This is a genomic window from Kocuria aegyptia (genome assembly GCF_039530085.1).
GTDB lineage: Bacteria > Actinomycetota > Actinomycetes > Actinomycetales > Micrococcaceae > Kocuria > Kocuria aegyptia.
The window spans coordinates 1-16353 of record NZ_BAAAOA010000029.1 but is presented as its reverse complement, the minus strand read 5'-3'; the positions used below and the strand labels follow the sequence as shown (position 1 = coordinate 16353).

General features: G+C 73.9%; 15 protein-coding genes. 7 read left to right on the top strand and 8 right to left on the bottom strand.

The genetic code is table 11. From position 1 onward, the window contains the following. Positions 1–46: 46 nt before the first annotated feature. A complete protein-coding gene (locus ABD220_RS11940; RefSeq protein ID WP_344122850.1) occupies positions 47–973 on the top strand; it encodes an EamA family transporter in 927 nt (308 codons plus the stop codon). Positions 974–1261: 288 nt separating this feature from the next. Here ABD220_RS11940 and ABD220_RS11935 read toward each other — a convergent pair whose 3' ends face one another. From ABD220_RS11935 to ABD220_RS11925, 3 genes are all read right to left on the bottom strand, one after another. Beyond that, entirely contained in the window at positions 1262–2842 is a 1581-nt protein-coding gene (locus ABD220_RS11935; protein WP_344122849.1) for an alpha/beta hydrolase, read from the bottom strand. A gap of 216 nt (positions 2843–3058) precedes the next feature. After that, positions 3059–4489, bottom strand: a complete 1431-nt coding sequence (locus ABD220_RS11930) for an MFS transporter (RefSeq protein WP_344122847.1) — start codon at positions 4487–4489, stop codon at positions 3059–3061. Positions 4490–4511: 22 nt separating this feature from the next. Beyond that, positions 4512–4856 (bottom strand): UBP-type zinc finger domain-containing protein, encoded by a 345-nt coding sequence (locus ABD220_RS11925; protein ID WP_344123111.1) that lies wholly within the window; start codon positions 4854–4856, stop codon positions 4512–4514. Positions 4857–5056: 200 nt separating this feature from the next. On the opposite strand from ABD220_RS11925, the gene ABD220_RS11920 reads away from it, so the two are divergent. Then, on the top strand, positions 5057–5983 hold the full coding sequence (locus tag ABD220_RS11920) for a DUF5996 family protein (RefSeq protein ID WP_344122845.1): 927 nt from the start codon (positions 5057–5059) through the stop codon (positions 5981–5983). A 6-nt stretch (positions 5984–5989) separates the two neighbouring features. On the opposite strand, the gene ABD220_RS11915 is transcribed toward ABD220_RS11920, so the two are convergent. Next, positions 5990–6427: a GNAT family acetyltransferase gene (locus ABD220_RS11915; RefSeq protein WP_344122843.1), complete on the bottom strand. Its 438-nt coding sequence runs from the start codon at positions 6425–6427 to the stop codon at positions 5990–5992. A gap of 112 nt (positions 6428–6539) precedes the next feature. Next, on the bottom strand, positions 6540–6860 hold the full coding sequence (locus tag ABD220_RS11910) for a putative quinol monooxygenase (RefSeq protein ID WP_344122840.1): 321 nt from the start codon (positions 6858–6860) through the stop codon (positions 6540–6542). A 135-nt stretch (positions 6861–6995) separates the two neighbouring features. Here ABD220_RS11910 and ABD220_RS11905 point away from each other — a divergent pair, with 135 nt between their 5' ends. The 3 genes from ABD220_RS11905 to ABD220_RS11895 are packed head-to-tail and all read left to right on the top strand — an operon-like array spanning position 6996 to position 10222. After that, entirely contained in the window at positions 6996–7376 is a 381-nt protein-coding gene (locus ABD220_RS11905) for an avidin-fold protein (RefSeq protein WP_344122838.1), read from the top strand. Between the two features lie 43 nt (positions 7377–7419). Next, on the top strand, positions 7420–8133 hold the full coding sequence (locus ABD220_RS11900; protein WP_344122836.1) for a FadR/GntR family transcriptional regulator: 714 nt from the start codon (positions 7420–7422) through the stop codon (positions 8131–8133). A gap of 7 nt (positions 8134–8140) precedes the next feature. Further along, positions 8141–10222 (top strand): bifunctional anthranilate synthase component I family protein/aminotransferase class IV, encoded by a 2082-nt coding sequence (locus ABD220_RS11895; RefSeq protein ID WP_344122834.1) that lies wholly within the window; start codon positions 8141–8143, stop codon positions 10220–10222. Here ABD220_RS11895 and ligM read toward each other — a convergent pair. The 3 genes from ligM to ABD220_RS11880 form a co-directional block, all read right to left on the bottom strand. Next, positions 10219–11628 carry a vanillate/3-O-methylgallate O-demethylase gene (gene ligM / locus ABD220_RS11890; RefSeq protein WP_344122832.1) on the bottom strand — a complete coding sequence of 470 codons (1410 nt, stop codon included), beginning with the start codon at positions 11626–11628 and terminating at the stop codon, positions 10219–10221. The genes ABD220_RS11895 and ligM overlap by 4 nt on opposite strands. 61 nt (positions 11629–11689) lie before the next feature. Then, entirely contained in the window at positions 11690–12544 is an 855-nt protein-coding gene (gene purU / locus ABD220_RS11885; protein ID WP_344123109.1) for a formyltetrahydrofolate deformylase, read from the bottom strand. A 17-nt stretch (positions 12545–12561) separates the two neighbouring features. Next, the gene (locus tag ABD220_RS11880) at positions 12562–13434 is read right to left on the bottom strand and encodes a methylenetetrahydrofolate reductase (protein WP_344122830.1); all 873 of its coding nucleotides are present in this window, start codon (positions 13432–13434) and stop codon (positions 12562–12564) included. Positions 13435–13647: 213 nt separating this feature from the next. Between ABD220_RS11880 and ABD220_RS11875 the strand changes: the two genes are divergently transcribed. Next, positions 13648–14781: an L-talarate/galactarate dehydratase gene (locus ABD220_RS11875; RefSeq protein ID WP_344122828.1), complete on the top strand. Its 1134-nt coding sequence runs from the start codon at positions 13648–13650 to the stop codon at positions 14779–14781. A gap of 146 nt (positions 14782–14927) precedes the next feature. Continuing rightward, positions 14928–16202, top strand: coding sequence for an ABC transporter substrate-binding protein (locus tag ABD220_RS11870; protein WP_344122826.1), 1275 nt, complete (start codon positions 14928–14930; stop codon positions 16200–16202). The last annotated feature ends 151 nt before the right edge of the window (positions 16203–16353 follow it).

Genomic DNA, 16353 nt, shown 5'->3' with positions numbered 1-16353 from the left:
GGCATCCCGCCCCGGGCGGGGCCCGGAGCGGATCGGAGGTGCACCGGTGGACCACTCCCCGGCCGGTCATGCCCGGCTGATCCTCCTGGGCGCCGTGGCACCGGTCGTGTGGGGCACGACCTACGTGGTCACCACCGAGCTGCTGCCGCCGGACCGCCCCATGACCGCGTCCCTGCTGCGGGCCCTCCCGGCCGGGCTGCTGCTGCTCGCCCTGACCCGGCAGCTGCCGCCGCGCTCCTGGTGGGGCAGGTTCGCCGTGCTCGCCCTGCTCAACTTCGCGGCGTTCTTCCCCCTGCTGTTCCTCGGCGCCTACCGCCTGCCGGGCGGTCTCGCCGCGGTCGTCGGCTCCGCCCAGCCCCTGGTCGCAGCGCTCCTGCTCCTCCTGGCCTTCCGGCAGCGCACCCCCATCCCCCGGATGCTGTGGGCCGTCGCCGCGGTGGCGGGCGTGTCCGTGGCCGTGTTCGCCGGCACCGTCACGCTGGACGCCCTGGGGCTCGCGGCGGCCTTCGCCGGGACCGCGGTCATGGCCGCCGGGGTGGTCCTGACCCGCCGGTGGGGGCTGCCCGAGGGCATGAACGGGCTCGCGGCGACCGGCTGGCAGCTGACCCTCGGCGGCCTGATGATCGCTCCGCTCGTTCCGCTGCTGGACACCGGTGCGTTCGTCCTGGACCTGCCGGCCGTGCTCGGCTACGCCTGGCTGGCGCTGCCCGGCGGCGCCATCGCCTATGCCGCGTGGTTCCACGCCGGCCGGCGCGTGCCGTCCACGAGCCTGACCCTGCTGATCCCGCTGACCCCGGTGACGGCCGCGGTCCTGGGCTGGCTGCTGCTGGACGAGACGCTCACGGGTCTCCAGGCCGCGGGATTCGGGCTGGCCCTCGTCGCGTCCCTCGCCGGGCAGCTGCCGGGCCTGCCGCGCACCGGGCTCCGCCGCGCGGGCGCCGGGCGAGGGCGCCGGTTCCGCAGTTCCCCGTGACGCCGTGGCGGGGTCCCGCGCCACGGCCCCCGCGGCCCCGCCGGAGGAGCGCGTCACGGTTCGTCACGTCCTTCCCCTCGACGGTCCGGGGCCCTGCGGTGCGTCCGGCGGCCTCATCCTGCGGCGTTCCTGACGCGGTCCGGAAAATCAAGTGGTGATCCGTGACCCGCGTCTCAGTAGGATGGGCCGAAGCCGCCGGATCTTCCTGATTTTCCTGGTGGCTGGGCCGGTGCGGGGGCGATCTCGTACCGGCCGCTTTCTGCCCGCTCCGCGCGGGACTCCCCCGGCTCAGCAGGTCCTTTCCTCCGCCGGCAGCACGCCCTCCAGGAGGTAGCCGGTGACGGTGTCGTCGACGCACCGGTTGCCGCTCAGATAGGCCCCGTGCCCCTCACCCACCCGGGTCAGCAGGTGTCCGTCCTCGAGCTGCGCGGCCAGCGCCTGCGACCACGCGTAGGGCGTGGCCGGGTCTCCCGTGGTGCCGACCACCAGGATGGGCCCGGCACCGGCGGCGTCGATCGGGGCGGGCGCGCTGACGGGTTCGTGCGGCCAGGCCCCGCAGGTGACCTGCCCGTGGCTGAACCAGTCGCCGAGGGTCGGGGACGCCTCCCGCAGCTGCGCGTCCAGCGCCGCCATCGCGGCGGGGTCGTCGTTCTCAGGGCGGTCGAGGCAGTCGATCGCGATGTTCGCCTCGTAGGAGTTGGTGTAGGTGCCGTCGGGTCCCCGGCCGTAGGCGATGTCCGCGAGGCGCATCAGCCCCGTCCCGTCCCCGTGCTCCGTGGCCAGGGCGAGGGACTGGGTCAGGAACCACCAGATGCGCGGATCGTAGAGCGGTTTGATGAGCCCGCTGACCGCGTCGTCCACGGTGAGCGGCCGTCCGTCGGCGGTCGGCAGCGGCTGCGCCTCGGTCCGCCGGAGCAGGGCCTCGATCTCGGCCAGTCCTTCGTCGACGGTCCCCTCGAACGGGCACCCGTCCAGCGGCAGACAGGACTCGACGTACACGCGCAGGGCACGCTCGAAGCCGGCGGCCTGGCCGAGGGCCAGCCCGGAGCCGTCGAGGGAGGGGTCCATGGCCGCGTCGAGGACGAACCGCCCGGTCCGCTCGGGAAAGAGGTCGGCGTACGTGGCGCCGAGGAGGGTGCCGTAGGAGAAGCCGAGGTAGTGGAGCTCGTCCTCGCCCAGCACCGCCCGGAGGATGTCCAGGTCCCGGGCTGCGCTGATCGTGTCGACCTCGCCGAGCAGCGGGCCGGTGTTCGCCGCGCACGCCGCGGCGAACCGCTCGGCCGCCGCGACGGCCTGGGCCAGGCCCTCCGGGGTGTCGGGGTCGACCGTGCCGGCACGCATCGCGTCCAGCGCCGCGTCGTCGACGCACTCCACCGCGGTGGAGCGGCCCACGCCCCGCGGGTCGAAGCCCACGATGTCGTAGGCGGCCCGGACGCGCGGGTCCAGACCGGCCGCCCACGCCTCGATCGCGGCCGTCCCGGAACCGCCCGGGCCACCGAAGTTCACGAGCAGGGCGCCCTGCCGGGCGGCGGGGCCGGTGCTCGCCACCCGGGTGACCGCCAGCTGGACCTGCCCGGCGGCCGGGTTCTCGTGGTCGAGCGGCGCCTGCACCTGGGCGCACTCCGCCGCAACGCCGCACGCGGTCCACACAGGCTGCTGAGCGTAGAAGTCCTCGAGTCCGGGCGGCGCCTGCGCGGTGACGACGACGCCGGGCGGCGGCGCGGCGACCGTGGCCGCCCCGGCCGCCGGACTGGCCGCCAGGAGCACGGCCAGTGCCAGCGCGGAGCCCGCCCGGCGCGTGCGCCGCCGCCTCCCGTCACGAGCACCGGGGATGCCGTCGGGACCGCGGTCGTTCTCGGGAGGACGCATGGATCACCACTGCTTTCGGTCGGACCGGCCGGACACCGGTGCGCGAGCACGAGCGCGGACGCGCACGTCATGGCCCTGTCACCGGCCTCGCGGCCTGCCGGGCCCCCGGACGCCCCCGCGCCCCGCAGCCTCCGCACCCCACCGCCGTGCCACCAGGGGCTTCAGGCTAGGAAGGGGCTGCTCGGGCGGTCAAGGATGTGTCGCGGCGCGAAGGCGTCACGGGTCCTCCCGCGCCGTGGGGCGGAGGACCACCGCGGACAGCACCCCTCCTCCCGCGAGCAGGCCCGCGCACAGCCCCATGACCACGGGGAAGCCCTCGCGGAGCCGGGCCGGGTCGGTGAGACCGGTCTCCCCGAGCCCGCCCACCAGCGGGATCGCCGCGACCGCGAGCAGACCCGCCGTGCGCGCCACGGCGTTGTTGACCCCGCTGGCCAGCCCGGCCTGCTCCGTGGGCAGCGCGCCGAGGACCGTGGCGGTCAGCGGCGTGACCAGGAGGGTCAGCCCGGCGCCGAACACCGTGGCCGGGACCAGCACGTCCAGGAGGTAGTGTGCCCCGGGCCCGGCCCGGCCCAGCAGGAGCACCCCGAGCCCGGCGACCAGCGGACCGGCCGTCATGGGCAGCCGCGGGCCCACCCGGTGCACCAGGGCACCGGCGGACGGTGAGAGCAGCAGCATCAGGACGGTGACGGGCAGCAGGGACAGCCCGGCGGCCACGGGCGAGAACCCCAGCCCCACCTGGAGGGCGACGACGAGGACGAAGAAGACCGCGCCCAGACCGGCGTAGACCACGAAGGTGATGGCGTTCGCCGCGACGAACAGGCGCCGTCCGAGCAGGGCGGGCGGCAGCAGCGGGGACGCCGCGCGCCGTTCCCGGAGCAGGAACGCCGCCAGCAACCCCGCCCCGCCCGCGAGCGCCCCGCCCGTGACGGGCGCCTGCGGGTCGTCCGCGGCCGCGGCCGTCAGCCCGAGCGTCAGCACCCCGAGCCCCGCCACCAGCAGCGCGGCGCCGGGCACGTCGAGCTGTGGACAGGCGCCCGGGTTCCTCGACTCGGGCACGTGTCGGCGGGCGATCAGGGCCACGGCGAGCGCCACCGGCAGGTTGACCAGGAACACCCACCGCCACGAGGTGGTCTGGACCAGCCAGCCGCCCGCGAACGGCCCCACGGCCGCGGCCACCCCCGTGAGTCCCGACCACGCGCCGATGGCGCGGGCGCGGTCTCCCGGGGCGAAGGACGACTGCAGGATCGCGAGCGCGGCCGGCACCAGGAGGGCGCCGCCGACCCCCTGGACGGCCCGCGCGGCGACGAGGACGGTGATGCCCGGGGCCAGGCCGCACAGCGCGGAGGCCACCGCGAAGCAGCCGACGCCGATCAGGAAGATCCTGCGCCGGCCGTAACGGTCCCCCAGCGAGCCGCCCAGCAGGACGAGAGATGCCAGGGTCAGCGTGTACCCGTTGACCACCCAGGTCAGGCCGGAGCTCCCCGCGCCCAGGTCGGCGCCGACGGACGGCAGGGCGATGCTCACCACGGTCGTGTCGATGAACGTCAGGGCCGAGCCGAGCACGGCGGCGGCCAGCACCCACCGGGCCCGCCGCTGCCCCCAGGACAGCAGTTCAGGCGCGGTGCCGGGGCCGTGGGGGTCCGTCACGGCGCGGAGCTCGGCGGGCGGGTCACCGGTGGACGTACCGGCGCCAGTCGGCGGGCACGGCCCCCGCGGGGCCGGGGACCGGCTGGTCCTCGGGGCGGTGCTGCGGCGGGGTCAGGTCCGGACCGCGGGCGAAGGACCCGGCGGCGTAGTCCCAGTACCAGGACTCGCCCGGCTCGAAGCTGCGCACGTACCGGTGGCCGGTCTCCCGGTAGTGGGCCGTGGCGTGCTGGGCCGGCGAGGTGTCGCAGCAGCCGATGTGGCCGCACCGCGCGCACCGTCGCAGGTGCACCCACCACCCGCCGGCCGCCAGGCACTCGGCGCATCCCGTGCCGCTCGGCGGGACGGCCTCGTCGATGTCGCCGGTCATGCCACCGGTCCTGTCGACGTTCTTGCCGTCGCGGTTCTTGCCGTCGCGGTTCTTGTCGTCGCCGTTCATGCCGGCCACCTCCACAGCGCAGGACGCCGCCCACCGCGGCCTCCCGCACCACTGTGGCACTTCCGCGGGACCGCGGACACCCCCCTGGATTCCGCGGCGGGACACCCGCACACTGGGGCCAGGAGGCGCTCATGACCCACCCCGCTCTGCCCGAGATGCCCTACGAGTCCTGGCGGGACACCCTGGACACCGTCCACCGGTTCGCGCAGGTGGTCGGCAAGGTGCGGCTCGCGGCCGCGCCGCGCCGCAACCACTGGTGGAACGTCCCGTTCCACCTCACCGGCCGCGGCCTCACCACCCGCCCCATGGGACGGGACCCGGTCTTCGCGATCGACTTCGACTTCCTGGACCACCGCCTCGATCTGAGCACCGCAGCCGGGGCACGGCACTCGTTCGCCCTGCCGGGGCTCTCTGTCGCCGAGTTCCACGCCCGGCTCCTGCGCGCCCTGGTGTCGGTGGGGGTGGTGGTGACCATCGCCCGGCCCCACCCGTTCGGCCTGCCCGACTCCGGGCGTCCGTTCAGCGCCGACGCCGAGCACGCCGCCTACGACCCCGCCGCCGTCACCCGCTACTGGCGGGTCCTCGGCCAGGTGAACCTGCTGCTGGAGGAGTTCGCCGCCGGCTGGTCCGGGAAGACCAGTCCCGTGCACCACTTCTGGCACACGTTCGACATCGCCCTGACCCGCTTCGCCGACCGCGTCGTGGATCCTCCACCCGGCACGGACCCCGTCACCCGCGAGGCGTACTCGCGGGAGGTCATCAGCTCGGGGTTCTGGTTCGGGGACCCCGCCTTCCCGGAACCGGCCTTCTACTCCTACACCGCCCCGGAGCCCGACGGGCTGGCCGACGAGCCCCTGCGGCCGGACGCCGCGTTCTGGAGCGACCGCGGCGGCGGCCACCTCGCGGTCCTGCGCTACGACGACGCGCGCGCCCTGCCCGATCCGCACCGTGCCGCCCTGGAGTTCTGGGACAGCGCCTACCGGGCCGGGGCCCGCCGCAGCGCCTGGGACTTCACGCGCTACGACTGCCCGGCCGGGGTCACCGACCCCCTGGGCTGAGCCGGGTCAGCCGCTCTGCTGGGCCTGCCGCTCGGGATCGAAGAACTTCCCGAGCACCACGGTGTCCTGGACGGCGTAGCCCATCCGCTCGTAGAACTCCCGCGTCCCCGGGTTCGTGCCGCGGACCATGAGCTGCATCTTCGGGATGCCGTGCCCGGCCACCCACCGCTCGGCCGCGGTCATCAGCTCGCGGCCCAGTCCCTGTCCCCGGCGGGACGGGTGCACGGCCACGTAGTACACCCACCCCCGGTGGCCGTCGTGGCCCACCATGGCGGTGCCGGCGAGACGACCCTCCTCGACGGCGGCCAGGACGGTGGAGGACGGGCTCCCGAGCGCCCGGTCCAGGTCCGCGCGCGGGTCGTTCCAGGGACGGGTCAGCCCCGCCTCCTCCCACAGGGACACGGCGTCCCCGTGCAGGTGCTCCGGCAGTCGTTCGACGATCACGCGGTCTCCTCCGGTCGGCCCGTGCTCCCACGGGCGCCGAGTGGTGATGGCGGCCCTGTCCACGGCCGTGCGAGCACCGGGTCGGCTCCCGGCTCACGGATGCGGTCGGCGCTCACTCGACCGTGATCTCGCTCATCCTGTTCCAGCCCGAGGCGGAGATCTGCTCGCTGATGATCCGCGGGGTCTCCACGAGCGCCTGGGGCGCCTCCGCCGTGAACTTCCTGAAGTGCTCGGTGTTCACGTGCGGGCCCGCGCCGTCGTCCGCGAACGCCTCGACGAGCACGAACTCGTGGGGGTCCTCCACGCTGCGGGACCACTCGAACCACAGGTTGCCCGGCTCCGCACGGGTGGCCTCGGTGAACTCCTTCGAGAACTCGACCCAGCGGTCGGCCCACTCCGGCTTCACCTTGAACTTGACGACGATGAAGATCATCCCTGCTCCCTTCCCGTGGACGCCCGGCAGCACCCGGGACGCTCCGTGCCGATGTCGCGGTCCGTGGATCGGCCCGCCGATGCAGGTTATCGCGGACCGATGACGACGCCGCCCGGCTCCCCGTACGGTGGTCCCATGACTGATCCCGACTCGGCGCCGCCGACCGCACCGGACACCGTGGACCTCGACGGGAGGACGTTCGTGGGCGTCAGCAACGCCGCCGGCGGGGACGTCGGGGCCGACACGGTCTTCGCCTACCGGCAGGAGGACGACCTCGTGTGGGCCGAGTACGCGGGCGGCGCGGTGCGCAGGGGCTTCCTCGTCGGCACGCGCGCCGGGGACGGGCTGAGCTTCCGCTACTCGCACCTGGACCGGGCCGGGGAGACCGCCGGCGGAGCGTGCACGTCACGCATCGAGGTGCTCGGGGACGGCAGGGTGCGCCTGCACGAGACCTGGGCCTGGGAGTCCCGGGCGGGCACCGGGCGCAGCGTGGTCGAGGAGCGCGTCCGGTCCTGAGCCCCGGGCTGCGGGGCCGCTCGCGGGGTGGGATCATGTCCTCATGAGCCGCAACCTCACCTCCGCCCTCGTGGACGACCTCCGGGCGCGCATCGTCGACGGGCGCATCTCCCCCGGCGAGCGCCTGCCCAGCGAGAGCACGCTGATCGCGGAGCACGGGGTCAGCCGCACGGTGGTGCGCGAGGCCGTCGCCCGGCTGCAGGCGGAGGGGCTCGTGCACACCCGGCGGGGCAGCGGCAGCTTCGTGCTGACGCCGCCGGCCGCGCCCGGGGGGACGAGCCGGCCGGTGCGGACGCTGCAGGACCGGCGCCGGCTGCTGGCCTTCCGCACCGGGGTCGAGTCCGAGGCCGCCGCGCTGGCGGCCACGGCCCGGGAAGAGCACCAGCTCGCCCGGATGGAGGACGCCCTGGCGCGCTCCGAGGAGGAGGTCGACAACCCGGCCGCGTCCCTGGAGAACGACTTCGAGTTCCACCGGACCGTGGCCGAGGCCAGCGGGAACCCGTACTACGTGGACGCCCTGACCGGCCTCGGGCCGGCGATGATCACCATGCCGCCGCGCCGGCTGGACGGTGCCCCCGGGGGCGGTCGAGCGTCCCGGGTCGCCGCCGAGCACCGGTCGGTCCTGGACGCGATCCGGGCCCGTGACCCGCTCGCCGCGTCGGCGGCGATGCGCGCCCACCTGGCGAACTCACTGTGGCGGCTCGAGGCGGAGGCCGGCGGCTGCGGGCCGTCCGAGACCGCCGTGGGAAAGGACTGAGAACGGCATGACGAGGCAGGAGATCCTGACCGAGGTCCGGCTGTCCCCGGTGCAGATGCTGCGGGCCCTGCGGGACGAGCCCGGGCTGGTCGGGCTGTTCGGCGACTGGCACGACGGCGACACCGTGATCGGCTTCCGGCCGCTGCGCGTACTGGGCGCCGGCGAGGATCCCTTCGCGGCCCTGGACGTCCGGGCCCCCGAGGAGGACGGTCCCCAGCAGCACGGCCCTCAGCAGGACGACCCCGGGCCTGCCTTCGGCGGTGGCTGGATCGGCTATCTCGGCTACCAGCTGGCCCGGCGGCTCGAGCGGCTCCCAGCGGCCCCGCCGCGCCCCGCCCGGCTGCCCGACCACCATCTGGGGTACTACGACCACGTCCTGCGCCACCGCGCCGCGGACGGCGCCTGGGTGCTCGAGTGGCTCCCGGGCACGGACCCGGCCCGGGTGGGGGCCGCGCGCGAGCTCGCCCGGTCGGCGCAGCACGCCTCGCACGCACCGTCGCCCTACCGGTGCGAGCCCTTCACGGCCGACGCCTCGGCGGCCGGGCACGCCGCCGCCGTGGCCGCGGTGCTGGGCCACATCCGCGACGGCGACGTCTTCCAGACCAACATCTGCCGCGGACTCGAGGCCGGTTTCGAGGGCGACCCGCTGGACCTGTTCTGCGCCGGCCAGGAGGCCCTGTCCCCACGCTTCGCCGCTTTCCTGCGCCTCCCGGAGGGGGCGGTGGCGAGCCTGTCCCCGGAGCTGTTCCTGCGCCGGAGCGGGCGCACGGTCCTGACGTCCCCGATCAAGGGCACCGCCCCCGCCGCGAGCGATCCCGCGGCGCTGCACGCCTCGGCGAAGAACCGGGCGGAGAACGTCATGATCGTGGACCTGATGCGCAACGACCTCTCCCGGGCGTGCGTGCCCGGGTCGGTGCGGGCCCCCGCCACGCCCCGGGTCGAGCCCCACACCGGGGTCCACCACCTGGTGGCGGACGTGCACGGGCTGCTGCCGCCTGGTCTCGGGGACGGGGCGCTGCTGCGGGCCACGTTCCCGCCGGGCTCCTGCACGGGCGCGCCCAAGATCCGGGCCATGGAGATCGTCAACGCGCTGGAGCCCGCGGCCCGCGAGGTCTACACCGGGGCGATCGGCTGCGCGGGCCCGGCCGGTCTCGTGCTCAACGTGGCGATCCGCACCTTCGAGTTCACCGGCGACCGGGTCCGGCTCGGGGTGGGCGGTGGGATCGTGGCCGACTCCGACCCCGCGGACGAGGCGCACGAGACGCTGGTGAAGGCGGTGCCCCTGCTCGACGCCGTCGGGGCCGAGCTGGACGAGGACCTCCGGCGGGACTGGGACGGGCACCGGCCCGCGACCGCCCTCGAGCTCCTCCCGGCCCTGCCGGTGCTCCCGCCGGTCCGCGGGGACGGGCTCTTCACCACGCTGCTCGTGCGCGAGGGCGCGCCCGTGGACCTCGAGGCCCACCTCGGGAGGCTCGGCGCCAGCTGCCTCGCCTGCTACGGCGCCGCTCTGCCCGCGGGCCTCCACGGCGAGGTGGTGGACCGGGCCGCCGGGCTCCCCGGCCCGCACCGGCTGCGGATCACCGCGGCGCCAGTCCCGGAGGGCGGGCTGACCGTCGCGGTCACGGCCACGGCCCTCCCGCCGGAGCCGGTGCCGCCGTGGCGGCTCGTGCCCGTCCGGCTGCCCGGCGGCCTCGGCGGGCACAAGTGGGCGGACCGCCGGACGCTCGCCCACGAGCCGGTGCCCGGCCTGTGGTCGCGCAGCTGCGACCCGCTGCTCGTGGACGCCGACGGCACGCTCCTGGAGACGGGCCGGGCCAACGTCTTCGTCGTCGTCGACGGCGCCGTGCTGACTCCGCCCGCGGACGGCCGGATCCTGCCCGGGGTGGTGCGTGCCCGCGTGCTGTCGGCGCTGCGCGCCGCCGGCACGGAGGTCCGTGAGCGCCCGGTGCGGTGGGAGGAGCTCGCCCGCGCCACCGAGGTGTTCGTGACCAACTCGGTGGCGGGCGTGCACCCCGTCGGGGCGGTCGACGGCGCCGGACGGTGGGAGCCCGGACCCGTGCTGCGCGCCCTGGGACCGCTGCTCGGCTAGCCCTGGGCCGCGGCGGTCCGCCAGCCGCCGTGGTAGTCCTTGCGCACCACCTCGGAGTAGGGCACGGGGCTGACCACGGCGCGGACCTCGAGCTGCTCGTGCGGCTCCACGGTCGTCTTGCGGCTGCCGCCGTCCGGCTCGCCCCAGACCACCTTCAGCTCGGTGCCCTCGGGCACGTTCGGGTCGACGGTGGCCAGGGACAGGCCCTTGCGCTCGTTGTAGCTGTACCCGGTGAACATGGACAGGCCCACGGTGCGGCCGTCGGCGTCGACCACCGCGTCGTAGTTGGACGAACCGTAGTTGGCCAGGGGCAGGTCGAAGTACTTGTAGTCCGGGCCCTCGGTGTCGAAGAGGGAGGCGAAGATCTTCGTCATGTCCTCCGCGTTCCAGGCCAGGGTCGCCTTCCGGCGCTGGGTCGAGGGGTCGACCTGCTCCAGGGCGTCTCGGCCGATGAAGTCGTGGTCGAACTTCACGAAGGACCCGTAGCCCAGCTCCCACGGCGTGAGGTAGTAGTCCTCGATGTTCTCGGAGACGAAGCTGCCGGCGAGCGCGTTGGTGGCCTCGTAGCTGTCCGCCCCGAGCCACTTCCGGTAGTCCGCCGTGCCCTCACCGGTGTAGATCGCCGGCAGCGGGGACGGGATCCAGCCCGACTCGAGGGTGTTCGAGGGGTACGCCCGGGCGCCGACGGGCACGATGCCGAACTCGGCGCCGACCTCGAGGATCGTGGCCCGGACCTGGTCATAGGACTCGTAGGGGCCCCAGATCTCGAGGCCGGGGGCGCCGGCCATGCCGTGGCGCAGGGTGCGGACGTGCGCGCCGCCGACGCTCATGCGGTCCATCGTGAAGAACTTCAGCTGCTCGAGCGGCCCGCCGTTGAGCTTTTCGATGATCTGCCACGCGCTGGGGCCCTGGATCTGGAAGCGCCAGTACTTGCGGACCACGGGCTTGCCCATCGGGCGGGACGGGGAACGGCGGTCGACCTCGATGTCGACGTCGTAGCCGCCGGTCTCGCCGTGGTAGAGCAGCCAGTTGGCGGCCGGGGCGCGGCCCACGTAGACGTACTCGTCCTCCTCCTGGTGGAACAGGATGCCGTCGCCGATGACGTGGCCGGCCGGGGTGGCCGGCACGTACTGCTTGGCCTTGTTCACGGGGAACGTCTTCGTGCTGTTGATCGCGGTGTCCGAGATCAGCCGCAGCGCGTCCTTGCCGCGGATGAACAGGTTGTCCATGTGGTGGGACTGGTCGTAGAGCACGGCGGTCTCCCGACACGCCTTCTGCTCGCTGCGCCAGTTGTGGAACTCGGGCGCGACGACGGGGTAGACGTAGGCGCCGATCTGCGAGTTGCGCAGCAGTTCGACGGTGCCGTTCGAGGCGTCGAGGACGTCCTGGAGAGTACGGGGTGCCACGGTGAACTCCTTCTCTGCGGTGGTGCCCCGGCCGCTCGCGCGGCCGGGGCGGGAACGGGGATCAGAACACGATGGTCTGGGGGTCGTGGCGGATGACGCGGTCCTGGCAGTGCCACAGCACGGCGCGGGAGAGCACCTGGCGCTCCACGTCCGCGCCGCGGCGGGCGAGCTCCTGCGCGGAGTCCCGGTGCGACACCCGGATCACGTCCTGCTCGATGATCGGGCCCTCGTCGAGGTCCTCGGTGACGTAGTGGGCGGTGGCGCCGATGATCTTCACGCCCCGCTCCTTGGCCTTCCGGTAGGGCTCGGCCCCGATGAAGGCGGGCAGGAACGAGTGGTGGATGTTGATCACCGGCACCCCGACCCCGGCCAGGAACGAGGAGGACAGGATCTGCATGTAGCGGGCGAGGACCACGAGGTCGACGTTGCCCTGCAGCAGGCGCAGGTGCTCCGCCTCGGCCGCCGCCTTGTCCCCGGTGGGGACGTGGAAGAACGGGATGCCGAAGCCGCGGACGTCCTCGGCCATGTCGGGGTGGTTGGAGACGACCATGGAGATCGTCATGGGCAGCTCGCCCCGGCGCTGGCGCCAGATGAGGTCGAGCAGGCAGTGGTCGGACTTCGAGGCGAAGATCGCCACGCGCCGCGGCACCGAGAGGTCCGTGAACCGCCACTCCAGCTCGAAGCCGTCCGCGAGGGCCGCGCCGAGGTCCTGCTCGAGCGCGGGGCGCAGCGCCGGGTAGCCGGCCAGGTGGAAGACCGTGCGCTGGAAGAACGCCCCGCCCTCAGGATCGTCCGAGTGCTGGTCGAGGGTCACGATGTTCGCGCCGTGCCGGGCGAGGACCTCGGTGACGACGGCGACGATCCCCGGCTGGTCCCGGCCGTGCACCACGAGGCTGGCGTGGTCCGGGCGGAGCATCGACGGGCCGGCCGGGCTCACGGGGTCCTCCCGTCCGCCCCGAACTCGCGGATCCACTCGGCCGTGGCCCGCAGCCCCCCGAAGGTGTAGAAGTGCAGCAGCACCCGCCCGTGGACGGCGGGGTCGTGGCCGGCGGCGAGGTCGCGCAGGAACCGGTCCGGGCCGGCGGTGCCCAGCAGGTTCGTCAGGGAGAAGCCGTACTTCTGGACGATGCCGGCCGAGGTGCCCACGCCGAAGCGGCGCGCGTAGCCGAGCAGGCGCTTGACGCCCGCCGGCCCCGGCACCCCGACCCGCACCGGGGCGTCGACGCCGCGGCGGCGCAGCTCGGCCAGCCACTTCAGGACCGGGTCCTTGTCGAAGCCGAACTGGGTGATGACCTCGGGCTCGAGGCCCTGCTCGCGGATCGCCGCCGTCTTGTCCGTGAGCGCGGACCACAGGGTGGCGTCGTCGATGCCGGGGTGGCCCTCCGGGTATCCGCTGACGCCCACCCCCCGCACGCCGTGCCGCTGGAGCACTCCGGTGCGGATGACGGACAGGGAGTCCTCGTAGGGGCCCTCCGGGGTCTCGGGGTCCCCGCCCACCACGAAGACGTGCTCGGCGGCGCCGACCTCCGCGAGCGCCTCGAGGAACTCCTCGAGTTCGGCCTGGGAGCGCAGCCTCCGCGCCGAGAGGTGGGGCACGGGGACGAACCCGTGCTCCCGCACCGCCCGGGCCGCGGCCACGCGCATGGCCAGGTCCTCGTTGCCCAGGAACGTCACGTTGACCCGGGTCCCGGAGGGGACCACGGCGGCGGCCTCCTCCAGCGCCGGCACGTCCTTGCCCGTCATCTCGAGCGAGAAGTCCCGGAGCAGCGCGGCGGCCGGTCCGGTCCGGGGCGAGTCGATCGGCATCGAGCCACATCCTTTCCCCGGTGCGTGCCCGGGAGCGCGCCCCGCGGGGCTGGGGTGTACAGGTCTCGCCGCCAGTGTCGCAGGTCACAATAACTATGTACAGAGTGTTTCGCCGGCGGACCACCCGGAGGTCGGGCGAATACTAGTCATACAAGTCATTTACTTGTACTATTCATCCTGACCGCCGCCACCGAGACCCGCGAGGATCCCGCCATGCCGTACACCCCGGACGCCGTCCGCCACGTCAAGCTCTCCACCGCCACCCTGCCGCTGAGCACCCCGATCTCCGACGCCAAGGTCTTCACCGGCCGGCAGCGCCCGATGACCGAGGTCGTGTTCCTCTTCGCCGAGATCGCCACGGAGCAGGGCCACACCGGGGTGGGCTTCAGCTACTCCAAGCGCGCCGGGGGCCCCGCCCAGTACGCGCACGCGAAGGAGGTGGCCGAGGGCCTGGTCGGCGAGGACCCCAACGACATCGCCAGGGTGTACGACAAGCTGCTGTGGGCGGGTGCTTCCGTGGGGCGCTCCGGCGTGGCCACCCAGGCGCTGGCCGCGATCGACGTGGCCCTCTGGGACCTCAAGGCCAAGCGGGCCGGGCTGCCGCTGGCCAAGCTGCTGGGCGCCCACCGGGACTCCGTGCGGACCTACAACACCTCCGGCGGGTTCCTCAACGCCTCCCTGGAGGAGGTCAAGGACCGCGCCACCCGCTCCCTCGAGGAGGGCATCGGCGGGATCAAGATCAAGGTGGGCCTGCCCGACTCCGCCGAGGACCTGCGACGGGTCGCGGGCGTCCGTGAGCACATCGGCGCGGACGTGCCCCTGATGGTCGACGCGAACCAGCAGTGGGACCGCGCCACGGCCCTGCGCATGGGCCGCCGGCTGGAGGAGTTCGACCTCGTCTGGATCGAGGAGCCCCTGGACGCCTACGACGCCGAGGGTCACGCCCAGCTGGCCGCGGCCCTGGACACCCCCATCGCCACGGGCGAGATGCTCGCCTCCGTCGCCGAGCACGTCCGCCTGATCGAGAGCCGGGCCTGCGACATCATCCAGCCCGACGCCCCGCGCGTGGGAGGCATCACCCAGTTCCTGCGCCTGGCCGCCCTCGCCGACCAGCGCGGACTGGGACTGGCCCCCCACTTCGCCATGGAGATCCACCTGCACCTGGCGGCGGCCTACCCGCGGGAGCCGTGGGTGGAGCACTTCGACTGGCTCGACCCGCTCTTCGAGGAGCGCCTGGAGACCCGGGACGGACGCATGCTCGTCCCGGACCGCCCCGGACTGGGCGTCACGCTCAGCGCCCAGGCCCGCTCGTGGACCACGGACAGCGTGGAGTTCGGCCGCGCGTAGGACCTCCGCCCCGGCGCCCGAGGGGGCGCCGGGGGGGCACGACCGGAAAACCCCGCGCGCCCCCCTTGACCCGTGAGGCAGGTCACAGCTACGCTCTGGAAAACGCTTTCCACAGCGCAGCCTCGACCCTAGGAGACATGATCAGCATGAGAAGAACGGGAACTCTCGCGAAGGCCGCCACCGTCCTCAGCGTGTCAGCGATGGCGCTGACCGGCTGCGGCGGCGCCGACGACGCAAGCGCCGACGGCAACGTCGAGCTGCGCTTCGCCTGGTGGGGCTCGGACACCCGCCACCAGCAGACGCAGGAGATCATCGACGCCTTCGAGGAGCAGAACCCGGGGATCACGATCACGGGCGAGTACGGCGACTTCGGCGGCTACTGGGACAAGCTGGCCACCCAGACGGCCTCCAGCGATGCCCCCGACATCATCCAGATGGACGAGAAGTACCTGCGCGAGTACGCGGACAACGGCGCGCTGCTGGACCTCTCCGACGTGGACGTGGCCGAGATCGACGAGGGTGTCGTGGACAGCGGCCGCACCGAGGAGGGCCTCTTCGGCGTGGCCACGGGCGTCAACGTGATGGCGATGATGGCGAACCCGACCATCTACGAGGAGGCCGGGGTCGAGCTGCCCGACGACACCACGTGGACCTGGGACGACTTCTCCGAGGTCTCCCAGCAGATCGCCGAGAACACGGACGTCCACGGCACGAGCGGCCCGAACGAGCCGGCCGGCTTCCAGATCTGGCTGCGCCAGCAGGGCAAGGAGCTGACCACGCCCGAGGGCGAGCTCGGCTTCGAGGCGAGCGACGCCGCCGGCTACCTGGGCATGTGGCACCGGATGATGAAGGACGGCGCCCTGCCCCCGGCCTCGGTGGTCACCGAGGACCAGGAGCCGGGTCCCGACCAGTCGCTGACCGGCACCAACGGCGCGGCCATGGGCATGTGGTGGACCAACCAGCTGAGCGCCCTCAACGCCGCGTCCGGCAACGAGCTGGTCCCGCTCCGGTTCCCGAGCACGGACGGCACGGAGGGCGGCGCCCAGCTCTTCCAGAAGTCGGCCATGTTCATGTCCGCCTCCGCCCGCACCGAGCACCCGGAGGAGGTCAAGGCGTTCATCGACTTCATGGTCAACAGCGAGGAGGCCGGCAAGATCAACCTCGCGGACCGCGGCCTGCCCGCCAACGAGACGGTGCGCGAGGCCGTGCTGCCCGAGCTCAGCGAGGCCGACACCGCGGCCGCGGAGTTCGTCGAGGAGATCCAGCCCGAGCTGGGCGAGGCGCTGCCGGTCCCGCCGCTGGGCTTCAGCACCCTGCAGGAGATCATCTACCGCTACGAGCTCGACGTGCTCTTCGAGCGCTCGACCCCGGAGGAGGCCGCCGAGCGCATGATCTCCGAGATGGAGTCGGCGATCGGCTGACCCGCACGCTCCGCGGGTGCCGGTCCGGCTGCTCCGGCCGGCACCCGCGGCTCCACCCGACCCGCACTCCGCGGGTCCCACCCCTTCTTCCTTCGGATCGTCCGGCACGTGCCTGCCGGGAAAGAGGCCTCGACCCATGTCTTCCGTGCGC

Excerpts from the sequence above, each read along its gene's own strand:
- ABD220_RS11910 (WP_344122840.1), bottom strand. The coding sequence starts at position 6,860 with ATGATCTTCATCGTCGTCAAGTTCAAGGTGAAGCCGGAGTGGGCCGAC.
- ABD220_RS11920 (WP_344122845.1), top strand. The coding sequence starts at position 5,057 with ATGACCCACCCCGCTCTGCCCGAGATGCCCTACGAGTCCTGGCGGGAC.
- ABD220_RS11880 (WP_344122830.1), bottom strand. The coding sequence starts at position 13,434 with ATGCCGATCGACTCGCCCCGGACCGGACCGGCCGCCGCGCTGCTCCGG.
- ABD220_RS11895 (WP_344122834.1), top strand. The coding sequence starts at position 8,141 with ATGACGAGGCAGGAGATCCTGACCGAGGTCCGGCTGTCCCCGGTGCAG.
- ABD220_RS11935 (WP_344122849.1), bottom strand. The coding sequence starts at position 2,842 with ATGCGTCCTCCCGAGAACGACCGCGGTCCCGACGGCATCCCCGGTGCT.
- ABD220_RS11905 (WP_344122838.1), top strand. The coding sequence starts at position 6,996 with ATGACTGATCCCGACTCGGCGCCGCCGACCGCACCGGACACCGTGGAC.
- ABD220_RS11870 (WP_344122826.1), top strand. The coding sequence starts at position 14,928 with ATGAGAAGAACGGGAACTCTCGCGAAGGCCGCCACCGTCCTCAGCGTG.
- ABD220_RS11925 (WP_344123111.1), bottom strand. The coding sequence starts at position 4,856 with ATGACCGGCGACATCGACGAGGCCGTCCCGCCGAGCGGCACGGGATGC.
- ABD220_RS11875 (WP_344122828.1), top strand. The coding sequence starts at position 13,648 with ATGCCGTACACCCCGGACGCCGTCCGCCACGTCAAGCTCTCCACCGCC.
- purU (WP_344123109.1), bottom strand. The coding sequence starts at position 12,544 with ATGCTCCGCCCGGACCACGCCAGCCTCGTGGTGCACGGCCGGGACCAG.
- ABD220_RS11900 (WP_344122836.1), top strand. The coding sequence starts at position 7,420 with ATGAGCCGCAACCTCACCTCCGCCCTCGTGGACGACCTCCGGGCGCGC.